Genomic DNA, 12064 nt, shown 5'->3' on the forward strand with positions numbered 1-12064 from the left:
ACTTAGTCTAATAAAGTAATACTCAGCCAATAAAAGTTCTTCATCTTTAATTTTTTACCATTTATACAATTTATTTTCTTGTTTTTAAAAAATATATCTATAGAATCTAAACGCTTTTTTTTATTTTTAGAATTATTCGGGGTAAACATGAAAAAATTACTAGTTTCAGCTTTAGCAGCATCAACAATTGTATTCACAGGATGTTCAGTTCGTATGGCTGATATGACTGTAGCTTCAACGAAAAACTTCAACCTAAACTCAACTCAGTTCGTTAAAGGCGAACGCGTTAAAGGCGAAGATAAAGTTCCAGTAATTTTATTCCCTTTAGGTATTCCTAATTTCAAAACAGCAGTAGATCGTGCAATTGAAAAAGATCGTTGTGCAGTAGCACTTTCTGATGTAGTCATCACTCAACTAAATCAAGCGTTTCTGGTAGGCCAAATTGGCTATCGCGTAGAAGGCACTCAAATTATTGACCGTTCTCAGCCTGAATGCAGTAAATAATTGCTTATTAAAAAAGCCTCTATCTTTAGAGGCTTTTTTACGTCGATCTATAAATCGGATAGCACTTATTTATCAAGGAAAAATTCCCAGATGACATAGCCAATGCCGAAGCCCAGCAATGAATATAAGGTAATAATGAAAAATACAAATGCTGCATTATTTTTCTTTTTCCAAAAACTCATAGCGATACCCAAGGCTGTTTGCAATACCCCATGTTAACGGGCTTTTTTATAAAAGTGAAATTTATCTAAGTATTTTATTTATAAAAATATTTTTAGATAAAAAATCTTTTATTTCCTTACAAAATCAATATACAGATTCAAACTGAATGCCTAGTACAGATATTCAATTTCTCTTCTCTCTTTAAAAAAAGGTAAATATTTTTATATTCTATTTTCATGCTTTACATGCTAATACATAGCATAAACTTCACAACCATAAGAATTGCCATGAATATTTTAAGGACATCCCTTCTCACTTCTTTACTTTCATTATCTGTTTTGAGTGTAAGTGTGAGTCAGGCTGCTGAAACTGCAACGATTGCTTCACCAAAACAAGTCGCCGGCTACTACCATCACCAAATTGGTAATACTCAGATTACTGCCCTACTCGATGGTACAAACTACTTAAATCCATCGATGTTTAGAGGCCTAAGTGATGCAGAAAAAACTGAGATTTTGAAGAAATATCATGCCGATCAAGCCAAAGGTATACAGACTTCAGTCAATGCTTTCCTGATTAATACAGGTAATCAACTACTTATGGTGGATAGCGGAGCTGCAAGCTGCTTTGGTGCACACTTAGGGTCAATTTATAACAATCTCAAAGCATCGGGTTATCAACCTGCACAAGTGAGTGGCATTTTCCTGACTCATCTCCACCCTGACCATGTTTGTGGCATTTCAAATAATGGCGCAGCAAATTATCCAAATGCCACCTTACATATTTCTAAAACCGAATATGACTACTGGCTAAGTCCAAATACCGTTAAAAAACTACCGAAAGACCAGCAGGAGGGTTTCTTAGGCACCGTAGAGAAAATTAAAGTCGCCCTTGCACCCTATGAAAAAGCTAAAAAAGTGAAAGTCTTTTCTGATAAATCTTTAGCCTTTGGTGGGATCGAGTTTAAGCCATCCTTTGGTCATACCCCAGGGCATTACAGCTTTAAACTCAAATCAGATGGTCAAGAAATCGTATTTGTCGGTGATATCGTCCATTCACATACCTTGCAATTCGACAAACCTGAAACAGCCATAGAATTCGATGTTGATCCTAAAACTGCGGTGCAAACCCGTTTAAAGCATTTTGCTGAATATGCCAAGCAAGGCCAGACCATTGCAGCACCACATTTACCATTCCCAGGGATCGGTCATATTTACTCTAAGGATGGAGAGAGCTATCAGTGGATTCCTGTGCATTTTAAAGATTAATTGAATACTTCAGAGATTTTAGCTCCGGATAAAACCCTAATTTTCTAGGGTTTTATTTATTGGAGATATAGCTAAGTTATAGTCTATATAACTTCTAAAATTTAAAACCATGATGTACTTTTGCAATTCAAAAGAATCTATCACTTAATTTTTTTAAATTTTTTCTTAAAAATCCTTTTACTTTTCATGTGCACCTTTAGCACACATTTTTAACACGCCATTTTCTGTGATAAAGCTAAATATCTAAAAAACAAAATATAAATTCAAATTTTATCTTTTCTTATGATGTCTTAGTTTGGTGCATAAAATTCTATTGTGCTTTATATCGAGTCTTGTCAGTTTCAAGAAATTCTTTATCAAAATTTCCCTTGTTAGTAACTCTTTTCGAATCAGTTTGCCTCTATATACTGGATTTCTTTTGTGATTCTATGCACTAAATTGGAACGCACAATGCAAAATATAGACTTATTATTTCTCCTTCTCGGTGCAGTTCTAGTGCTTGCCATGCATGCAGGATTTGCATTTTTAGAACTAGGGACAGTTCGCCATAAAAATCAGGTCAATGCCTTAAGTAAAATTCTCACTGACTTTTCCCTATCCGCCATCGCTTACTTTCTGGTGGGCTACTATATTGCCTATGGTCAGCATTTTTTCCACGATGCCTCTACTTTAGCAGCCGATCATGGTTATAACCTGATGCGCTGTTTCTTCCTGCTGACCTTTGCCGCAGCTATTCCTGCGATTATCTCTGGAGGTATTGCTGAACGGGCTAAAATGCGTTCGCAGGCTTTAGCGACTTTATTTTTAGTTGCTCTGATTTATCCATTTTTTGAAGGGATGATCTGGAATGGCAACTTTGGTTTTCAAGACTGGTTGGCAAATACCTTCGGTGCCAACTTCCACGACTTTGCCGGCTCTGTGGTCGTGCATGGCATGGGAGGCTGGATTGCTCTGGCTGCAGTCGTTTTACTTGGTGCACGTAATGGTCGATATAAAAATGATGGCCGGATTACTGCACATCCACCATCATCTATCCCTTTCCTTGCTCTAGGCTCATGGATTCTGATTGTTGGCTGGTTTGGCTTTAATGTGATGAGTGCACAACGCCTAGATGCTATTTCCGGACTGGTTGCGATTAACTCTCTAATGGCGATGGTCGGTGGAACTATTGCAGCAAAAGTAGCGGGTAAAGATGATCCTGGCTTCTTGCACAACGGCCCATTAGCCGGACTGGTGGCCATCTGTGCAGGTTCTGATGTGGTACATCCATTGGGTGCATTATTTATCGGGATCAGTGCAGGCGTGATTTTTGTGAAACTCTTCACCTATACCCAAAATAAACTCAAAGTTGATGATGTATTAGGGGTCTGGCCTTTGCATGGTGTATGCGGTGCTTTTGGTGGAATTGCTGTCGGTGTATTCGGTCAGCAATGGCTCGGAGGCATGGGTGGTGTTTCTATCATTTCACAGCTATTCGGTACCGTACTGGCAATTGTAGTGGCTCTGGCAGGTGGGTTCCTGATTTATGGTCTGCTGAAAATGTTGATCGGTATTCGTCTGAGTCAGGAAGAAGAATTTACTGGTGCAGACTTATCTATTCACCGGATCTCGGCTAATTCGGAAGAAAATATTTTTTAAGCACCAAATAAAAAAAGCCCCGAATCATCGGGGCTTTTTATAGTCTGCGATAATTGGAAAATTACTTCATCCCAAAAATCAGCTTTAAGCCAAGCACGGTCATGACCGCCCCTGCTGCACGGTCAAAACCGGCTTTAAATTTTAAATACACACGACGTGGTTTTTCAGCAGAAAGTGCAACAGCCACCAGCGAGCACCAGCCTGCATCAATAAAGAAACATAAAACCGGCAATACAAAGTAAAAGTAAGTTGGAATTTCTTTTGGCAAAAGCGCAGTAAAAATACTGGCCAATACAATGGCAATTTTTGGGTTAGATAATTGGGTAATCAAACCTGTCATATAGGCACGACGCAAGGACATCTGAGTTTGACTGTCATCACCTGCCTCGATCGGTTCTTTGGCATGTTTGATAATTTTAAAAGCTAACCAGAGCAGATATAAACCACCACAAATTTTAAGCGCCAGATAAGCAGATGGCACAGCCAGCAAGAATGCCTGTAAACCTAGGACTGCAAGTAGGCCAAAAATCGCCGCCCCTGTTCCGGTACCTAAAGCTGTAAATAGGCCATGCTTACGTGAGATCGCAATCGAATTTTTCGCTACATAAATAGAAGTCGGTCCTGGGCTCATTGCACCTAACATGAGGGCAAAGGCAATTGAACCTAAAATCCAAAATGATTCCACGTGACCATCCAAACTTAAAATGAATGGCTTATTTTAAGTAAAAATAATTTATTTTGCTTTAATATTTCTACACAAATGATGCAATATTTGTGTGAAATCCGGCTATTTCTTCAATTGGTCTTGAGCGGTGAGGGATGAATCAAGCATTTTATAATCATGATCATGCACCGGCACTCCGCCAATAATCATGCTTCGTGTATCAGTTTTAGGTTTATTCAGCGGATCATCACAGCCAGATAAGCCTAAGAGCAATACGCTTAAAATCGTACAGGATAGTATTTTCATTATTCTATCCTCCTCTAAATTCCCTATAAGATTCAGATTAGCAAATTTGTTTAAATTTTCAGCATATGAATTGTGACAATCTACAAAACTTTATTCTCAGTATCAGGAATACATGATTCTGCCATCCTGCCGATTCTATTTCGCTATAATTTGCTCATTCTTAGCTTATGAAAATACCATGTTTGAAAAAATCGCCCAGCATGTTCCAGACCAGCGCATCTGGCTGAAAGACAGGCTTGTAACCATACGCCGTCTAGATCTGGTGCATCCGCAAATATCAGGCAACAAGTTTTTTAAACTAAAATACAATTTTCTGGAAGCACAGCAACTTGGCTTTAAAAAGCTGCTAACTTTTGGTGGTGCTTATTCCAATCATATTGCCGCAACGGCGTTTGCATCCCAGCAGTTTGGCTTTGAGAGTGCCGGTATTATTCGGGGTGAAGAACTGGCTCATCAGCCTTTAAACCCCACTTTAGCGTTGGCACAACAATTCGGCATGCAGTTACATTTTGTGAGTCGTGAAGAATATCGACGTAAACAGGACGCTAATTATCTAGAAGCGTTAGCACAAAATTTTCCCGCACATTACATCATTCCTGAAGGCGGTACTAATGCATTGGCGATTCGGGGATGTCAGGAGATTCTAAAGGACAGCGATGCACAATTTGACGTGATCTGCTGTGCTGTAGGCACTGGTGGCACGATTACAGGTTTGATTGAAGCCAGCCAGCCTCATCAACAGGTATTAGGATTTTCTGCCTTAAAAGGCGATTTCCTGAATGAGGATGTGGCTAAGCTGACCACGAAAAGAAACTGGTCCATTCTCGATGATTATTGTTGCGGTGGCTATGCCAAAATCACTCCTGAACTGATCCAGTTTATACAGCACTTTGAAGCTGAATATGATATTCCCTTAGAGCATATTTATACGGGAAAAATGCTGTTGGGAATTTCCGACTTGATTGAAACAGGCTATTTTCCAGCAGAAGCAAAGCTACTAATCCTGCATACTGGTGGACTACAAGGTCGAAATATTTAAATCGCTTAAAGTTCTGATCGAAACTTAAATGCCTATCGGATTATTTTCATTTAAGGCAATCAGCCCTTTTACCAGTCGATAGACATGCCAGACAAAGACCAGAAAAATAATCACAAAACCGATCAGAATTACGGTGAGCAGCCCACCCAGAATATAACCCAGCAAGCTGAACCAGAAGGTTTTAATCTGCCAGTCCACATGACTTTCCAGCCAGGTGCCCCGCATTTCATCACGTTTAATATAATTCATGATAATAGCGATTAATGGGGTTATTCCCAGGAAAAAACCCAGTAGATGAAAAATATAGCTGATCAGATTATATTGTTTGTATGCTGCCGTATCCGTCATAAATTATTCCTTTTCATTGTGATTATTTTTTAGGCATGACAAAACTATGCATGAATCCGCCAGCTGCTTCAAATTATTTATGATAAATATTCGCTAACACGCTGTAATTCGGGCAGCCTCTTTCAGGAATAGAGAAAGCTGAAATAAAATTGTCTATAATGCTCCCCTTTCTTCTCCCTTGAGTGTGTCATGTCTGTTCAGCAATACGATGTTTTGGTCATAGGTGCAGGTGCATCCGGTTTAATGACGGCCTATATGGCAGCACAACGTGGTCGTAAAGTCGTAGTCGTTGAAAAAGCCAATAAGGTGGGTAAAAAAATTCTGATGTCTGGTGGCGGCAAATGTAATTTCACCAACCTCTATGTCGAACCTGAAAATTTCATCTCGCATAATCCGCATTTCGTGATTTCAGCACTGACTCGCTATACCAATTGGGATTTTATTGGTATGGTCTGCGAATATGGCATCGAGTATGAAGAACGTAAACATGGACAGTTATTTACCTTAAATGGTGCTAAAGAAATTCTGTCGATGCTACTGTCTGAATGTGACAAGACTGGTCTGGTCGAGATCAAAACCAACTGCGAAGTGAAAGCCGTCAACACTGTAGACGATCAAGGATTTCAGGTAGCCACTTCTTTAGGATATTTTGAAGTGGAATCAGTTGTGGTTGCTTCAGGTGGCTTGTCGATTCCGACTCTAGGCGGTTCAGGCATCGGCTATGAGATTGCCAAGCAGTTTGGACATCATGTCTATCCAACCCGTGCCGGTCTGGTACCGTTTACCTTCTCGGATAGTTTCAAGGAAGTCACCACTCGTCTGAGCGGTAATGCAGTCGAAGCCACGCTGTCTAATAATTTAAATAGTTTTACTGAAGCTTTACTGTTTACCCATCGTGGTCTGAGCGGCCCTAGCTCCCTACAACTGTCAAATTACTGGGATGTTGGCCAAAGCTTTAAGGTCGATTTCTTACCAAGTGTCGACCTGTTTGATTTCTTTAAATCTAAAAAACAGAGTCAGCCTAAAGTTCTGCTACGTACACTATTAACCGAACATTTACCGAAGAGCGTAGTACTAGAATTACAGAATCTGATCTGGCCTGAAGTGGCTGAAACATCCATTGGCAATATCAGTGATGACAAGCTGGAACAGATTGCCAAACGTTTAAGTGGCTTTGAACTGAAGCCTTCTGGAACTGAAGGTTACCGGACAGCCGAGGTGACTTTGGGCGGTGTGGATACAACCGAAGTTTCATCTAAAACCATGGAAAGCAAAAAGCAGAAAGGCTTGTATTTTGTGGGCGAGATACTGGATGTGACTGGTCATTTGGGAGGTTTTAACTTCCAATGGGCATGGTCATCAGCGCATGCCGCATCGGAATATGTTTAATACAGAGATGATCTAGGAAAAAGAAAATACTTCGCTTATTCCAGATAATCCGTTTTAAACAGGTTGAGATTGGCCATATTTTCTAAACGGTCAATCGTCAGTTGCATTTTCTGAGCCGCTTCCTGCAGATGTAATGGTACTTGCTCTGCCATAGATGCCATAAATTTATGCTGCAATGTTTTCCACATATTATTGATCTCCTTTGTCTTTATATTTTTAATGCAAGAAAAATACCAAAATCATTTTAGTATTCACTTGAATATTCTATATTTTTTAAAAAAGAAATTCTATGTGTAGTGACTGAGCAGTATTCTGGCTTAGTTAAATTCGTCTGGATCAGGTATTTTCTTATCCAGCTCTCGTTCAGCCTGCTCATCCTGTTTGCTTTTCACAAAGACAAATCGATAAGCAGCCGTGAAAAAGCCAATGGTAATGCCTGCTATCACTAAGGGTGCTAACAGATTATTCGGTTTCTTGGCATTCATTCAGATTTCCTCATAATTAAAAAAATCGACCACTCAAGCGTGGCCGATTTTGTTTAGATAGAACAGGTTAATTCGGGTCATCTTTTTTTGGATGACTATCGACATTCGGTTCTTCTTCACCTGTAGAACCAAATGGATTATTCGCTGGTGGATGAATTGGATCAACTTGAAGCGAATCCGGTACAGCCTGATCTACATCTGGTGTCACCTGATCTATACCTGAAGCTTCATCATCCTGTGGTGCAGTGGTCAAGGTCGCTGGCGTACTATTGGATAAATTGGTACGCATTGGTGTATTGTCATCTTGTGATTGATCTTGATTCGGCACAATATTTTCTCCTGTTGTTGAACTGCCTGCACCTGTAGTACCACTGACATCAGCACCTAAGCCTGAAGTCATGATATTGGTTTCATTTTTCAAAGGATTCGGTTCTTTAGCTTCTCGTTTAGCTTTATCGATCAAATCAGTCAGTACACGTTCTGCTGGTTGACGGCCACCGAGACCAAAGGCCAAGGCAAAGGCCACTGCAACAGCACCCAGAGTTAAACCGAAGGCCAGATTCACGATCGAGTCAGCAATGCCCATGGCACGTAGACCCATTGCAATAACCAGACCCATGATCAGCACACGAACCAAGTTTGCTAACCAGCGTGAACTGTTGTATTCACCGCGTTGCACAATGTTGGCAACTACGTTGGCCAGCCAGAAGCCGATCACCAGAATTACAGCACCTAGTAGGATGTTTGCACCGAAGTAGATGAACATCGCAATCAGGCCACTTACCTGTTCAAAGCCTAAACGGTCCGCTGCTTCAGAAACCGCAAATAGCATAGTGAACAGTACAATCAGATAACCCACCAAGCTTGATAGTTTGGTTTTGCCTAGGAAGCGTTGTAGATCCAGTTTAGCTGGAACCTCATCTACGCCTGTTCCGGCAACGACTTCAGTTACCAGACGTGCTACCAGTCTAGAAACTACATAAGCCAAAATTAGAATCAATGCAGCTGCAATGATATTTGGAATGGCATTCATGATCTCATACAGCATTGCAGTTGCTGGTTGAGAAATTGCTTCGATACCCAGTGCTTCAAATGCAATGATTAATGACGTAATAATTACGACTGCAAAGATGAATGAACCAATCAGTTGAGCGACATTCGAGTTTTTGAAAATGCCGACTTTTTCAGCTTGATGTTGAATATTCAAGCTGTTGAGTAAACCTTCGACAATACCGCGAACGATTTTTGCCAGAATGTATCCGACAAATACAATAACTGCAGCAATGAAGATATTAGGCAGATAACTTACGACATCCGTCAGCATGTTCTGCACAGGCAGTAATAAACCGTGTAGACCTAGAATCGACAAGACAATTGGTAAGAACAGCAGTAAAATCAGCCAGTAAACAATTTCACTGATATTTTGGCTAATCGGACTGACACCGACTTCGGCACTCAGCTTTTCATCCAGCTGAGTGCGATCAAGCATTTTTTGCAAGCCGACTTTGACCAGATTCGCCACAATCCATCCAACAAAGGCCACTGCAATAGCCGCCAGCAATTGTGGAATAAAGAGCAGGAACTGCTGGATCATATTACTGAACGGTCCGCTCACTGCTGTCAGATTCAGTACGTTAAGCGCCCCGATCACCGCAATAATCAGAATAATCCAGAACACAACACGAGCGATAATACTCTCGACATTAGAGCGATGTCCTGTCGCTGCATTTAAGTGTGTATTGGTCCCTAGTTTTTGCAAGATTTTTTTAACACCTGCCGAGACGAGTAATGCAATAATCCAACCTAGAACTAATATGGCAATTGCACTGAGAATTGGATGAAACTGATCCCAGTAGTACATGGCATCATAGCCACCACGTGGGCCTCTCATATAATCATTCATGTTTTCTGCCCTCTTTGTTATTACGCTATTTATCTGAATTCACGAGCTTATTTTCGAAATCTTTAGCTCTTTCCGATTGCTTATAAAGCTTGAACTTCCTGTGCTTAGCTTGCCTGGAGATACAGAACTTTGAAAAACATCACCACCTATTGCAAAAAAGCTCTAGTCATTAACTAGAGTTTTTTTTAACAATTCTAGTTATTGGGTGGCCTGTTGAGCATCAGTTGCAGTGGCTTCTGCTGTATCTTGTGACATTTCGCCTACAGTGGCTGTTGCTTCTGTCATCGCATCATCTGCGGTAGCCATTGCTTCATTGCTTTCACCGCCTGGAGTAGCCGCCGGACTACCATTATTGGCAGGGGCTTCAGTCGCTGGTACCGGTGTATTAGGCTGGGTCGCAGGCGCATCTGGCTTCACATCTGCAAACATATAGAACAGGACTGCCAGTAAAAAGATACCGACCAAAATCAGGATATAGACAGGAATGCGCTTCTTCTGCGTAATTGCTGCCTGATCATGCAAAGGTGGTTTTTTATTAAAATCATCAACCATGACCATTCTCACTCTTTCTTATTCATAAGTAGATTTTTATCATAACAAGCAGTTATCACAGCTTCTGTGACAAAAGATGGTGAGATAGTGAATGGATGTAAGTTATATGTATGAGTCTGATGAACTTGGTATTAGTTTCAAAAAGAGGCATTTTCTAGCCTGAATATACTATGCTCTTATGGTTAGAAACTNNTGTAAAAATACCGTTTTTCAATATACCTGCTACTTTGCGCAAAATACGTTATAATTATCCACCTTATTTTTCATGCACCCGAGTTTTATGGCGTATCGTCAACAGAGTGTATCGCTTGATCTTGACACTGACGTCACACATCAATGTGCTTTGCACTACACTCGTGATCAGCATCTGATTGGAATCATTGAATTTAGCAAACCGAGCTTTATGCTACGCTGGCAAGATCTGGAATATTTCCGCCGCCGTACTGAAGAAATGTCGGTGATGCCTTTTCCGGACTGCATTAATGCCATGGTCATTGATGTACGAAATGTCGCGGCTTGGCTAGATAATGACGTTCCGATTATTCCATGGCGCCTGCTGGAAGAAGATTGTCCGGTACGTTTAGTTGTGCCCGCGGATCGAATCGAACATTATGCCGGTTTCTTTGAGCCGACCTGGTTAACCACCGATACAGATACTGCCATTCAGGAAATCCGTGACTTTATGGATATGTTTGTACATTAATTCCTGAATAGCAAAAAACCTCCGTATGGAGGTTTTTTTTGTGCCTAAAGAAAATAAAAGTCCCCCCTTTAACAAATGGGGATTTAGGGGGGATTCTTTTTAACTTGAAAATATTTTTTCAATTTTAATCCATTTCTAACTTTTAGAAGGCTGTAACTCCCTTTCCTTTTAGGCGATGAGCAGCACTGCTACGCAAGAGAGAGGTAAAAACCCCTCCTTTGCAAAGGAGGGGTTGCGGGAGGATTCAAGAACTGGCAAATAATCTAACTTTAATCCCTCCTAACCTCCCTTTTAGAAAGGGAGGAACTCTGAAGGAATTACCAATAATTCTCTACCGCAATATTTCCTTCACCACGGCGGTTCATGGTCAGACCACGTGCTTTTAGCGCTTCTTTGGTATCTTCGACCATTTCCGGGTTACCACAGAGCATCACATGACTGGTTTCAGGATTAAGCTGGAGTCCTGCTACCCGTTCAAGTTCTCCATTTTCAATCAAGATCGGTAAACGATGGTGAAGTGCTGCTTCAGGGTCACGGGTAATGATTGGAATAAATTTAAAACCTGTATGACCTTCGCCAAAGGTCTCGGCAATTTCCTGAATACGGTCGACATAAGCCAGTTCGTCTTGCGTACGGACGCTATAAACCAGGTTAATATGTTTATATTTATTCCAGGTTTCAAAGTCTTGCAGCATGGATAAAAATGGTGCCAGACCTGTACCTGTGCCAAGCAGCCATAAATCTTGTGGTAATGGCAATTGATAACGTGCCAAAGTCAGATAGCCATAGGGAATTTTCTCTAAGTAGAGTTCATCACTTACTTTAAGATGTTGTAAATTCGAAGTAAATTTTCCTTCCGGAACCACAATCGAAAAAAATTCCAGTGTTTCATCAAAAGGCGATGACACGACTGAATATGCCCGAACGACCAGTTCATCCCCCACTTTCAAGCCAATACGCGCAAACTGTCCTGCCGTAAACTTGAAATGCGCAGGTCTGGTCATGGTGAAACTAAACAGCGTATTGGTCCAACGGTGTACAGATAAAACCTTTTCTAAGCTAAATTTTTCAATAGACATGATTCAAACGTGGCATCAAAGACT

Annotated in this window: 15 protein-coding genes; 6 read left to right on the forward strand and 9 right to left on the reverse strand. The window is 40.7% G+C overall.

Annotated elements, in window-relative coordinates:
• Positions 1-147: 147 nt before the first annotated feature.
• Positions 148-504, forward strand: coding sequence for a hypothetical protein (locus tag B3J29_RS01405; protein ID WP_034581100.1), 357 nt, complete (start codon positions 148-150; stop codon positions 502-504).
• A gap of 65 nt (positions 505-569) precedes the next feature.
• Here the strand turns inward: B3J29_RS01405 and B3J29_RS15385 are convergent, their stop codons facing one another.
• Positions 570-686, reverse strand: coding sequence for a hypothetical protein (locus tag B3J29_RS15385; RefSeq protein ID WP_373683639.1), 117 nt, complete (start codon positions 684-686; stop codon positions 570-572).
• Between the two features lie 267 nt (positions 687-953).
• Between B3J29_RS15385 and B3J29_RS01410 the strand changes: the two genes are divergently transcribed.
• Together B3J29_RS01410 and B3J29_RS01415 are read left to right on the forward strand one after the other, a co-directional pair.
• The gene (locus B3J29_RS01410) at positions 954-1934 is read left to right on the forward strand and encodes an MBL fold metallo-hydrolase (RefSeq protein ID WP_175968060.1); all 981 of its coding nucleotides are present in this window, start codon (positions 954-956) and stop codon (positions 1932-1934) included.
• Positions 1935-2384: 450 nt separating this feature from the next.
• Positions 2385-3572, forward strand: coding sequence for an ammonium transporter (locus tag B3J29_RS01415; protein WP_034170098.1), 1188 nt, complete (start codon positions 2385-2387; stop codon positions 3570-3572).
• 61 nt (positions 3573-3633) lie between these two features.
• On the opposite strand, the gene B3J29_RS01420 is transcribed toward B3J29_RS01415, so the two are convergent.
• Both B3J29_RS01420 and B3J29_RS01425 read right to left on the reverse strand, forming a co-directional pair.
• Positions 3634-4257, reverse strand: coding sequence for a LysE family translocator (locus B3J29_RS01420; RefSeq protein WP_005237028.1), 624 nt, complete (start codon positions 4255-4257; stop codon positions 3634-3636).
• A gap of 102 nt (positions 4258-4359) precedes the next feature.
• Positions 4360-4542 carry an NF038215 family lipoprotein gene (locus B3J29_RS01425; RefSeq protein WP_005237029.1) on the reverse strand — a complete coding sequence of 61 codons (183 nt, stop codon included), beginning with the start codon at positions 4540-4542 and terminating at the stop codon, positions 4360-4362.
• A 178-nt stretch (positions 4543-4720) separates the two neighbouring features.
• On the opposite strand from B3J29_RS01425, the gene B3J29_RS01430 reads away from it, so the two are divergent.
• Entirely contained in the window at positions 4721-5581 is an 861-nt protein-coding gene (locus B3J29_RS01430) for a 1-aminocyclopropane-1-carboxylate deaminase/D-cysteine desulfhydrase (protein WP_175968062.1), read from the forward strand.
• Positions 5582-5605: 24 nt separating this feature from the next.
• On the opposite strand, the gene B3J29_RS01435 is transcribed toward B3J29_RS01430, so the two are convergent.
• Positions 5606-5929 (reverse strand): DUF4870 family protein, encoded by a 324-nt coding sequence (locus B3J29_RS01435; protein WP_175968064.1) that lies wholly within the window; start codon positions 5927-5929, stop codon positions 5606-5608.
• A gap of 189 nt (positions 5930-6118) precedes the next feature.
• Here B3J29_RS01435 and B3J29_RS01440 point away from each other — a divergent pair, with 189 nt between their 5' ends.
• Complete coding sequence (locus tag B3J29_RS01440; RefSeq protein WP_286964209.1) at positions 6119-7318, forward strand: NAD(P)/FAD-dependent oxidoreductase; 1200 nt, start codon at positions 6119-6121, stop codon at positions 7316-7318.
• Positions 7319-7353: 35 nt separating this feature from the next.
• Here B3J29_RS01440 and B3J29_RS01445 read toward each other — a convergent pair whose 3' ends face one another.
• From B3J29_RS01445 to B3J29_RS01460, 4 genes are all read right to left on the reverse strand, one after another.
• Positions 7354-7506 carry a hypothetical protein gene (locus B3J29_RS01445; protein ID WP_286964210.1) on the reverse strand — a complete coding sequence of 51 codons (153 nt, stop codon included), beginning with the start codon at positions 7504-7506 and terminating at the stop codon, positions 7354-7356.
• 129 nt (positions 7507-7635) lie between these two features.
• Positions 7636-7803 (reverse strand): hypothetical protein, encoded by a 168-nt coding sequence (locus B3J29_RS01450; RefSeq protein ID WP_004785046.1) that lies wholly within the window; start codon positions 7801-7803, stop codon positions 7636-7638.
• A 67-nt stretch (positions 7804-7870) separates the two neighbouring features.
• Complete coding sequence (locus B3J29_RS01455; protein WP_005237043.1) at positions 7871-9706, reverse strand: mechanosensitive ion channel; 1836 nt, start codon at positions 9704-9706, stop codon at positions 7871-7873.
• A gap of 198 nt (positions 9707-9904) precedes the next feature.
• A complete protein-coding gene (locus tag B3J29_RS01460; protein ID WP_034702043.1) occupies positions 9905-10258 on the reverse strand; it encodes a hypothetical protein in 354 nt (117 codons plus the stop codon).
• Between the two features lie 280 nt (positions 10259-10538).
• Between B3J29_RS01460 and B3J29_RS01465 the strand changes: the two genes are divergently transcribed.
• Complete coding sequence (locus tag B3J29_RS01465; RefSeq protein WP_005237048.1) at positions 10539-10961, forward strand: hypothetical protein; 423 nt, start codon at positions 10539-10541, stop codon at positions 10959-10961.
• Positions 10962-11278: 317 nt separating this feature from the next.
• On the opposite strand, the gene B3J29_RS01470 is transcribed toward B3J29_RS01465, so the two are convergent.
• On the reverse strand, positions 11279-12040 hold the full coding sequence (locus tag B3J29_RS01470; protein WP_286964211.1) for a ferredoxin--NADP reductase: 762 nt from the start codon (positions 12038-12040) through the stop codon (positions 11279-11281).
• Positions 12041-12064 lie beyond the last annotated feature (24 nt).

It is taken from the genome of Acinetobacter sp. UBA5984 (assembly GCF_002429925.1).
GTDB classification, from domain to species: domain Bacteria; phylum Pseudomonadota; class Gammaproteobacteria; order Pseudomonadales; family Moraxellaceae; genus Acinetobacter; species Acinetobacter variabilis.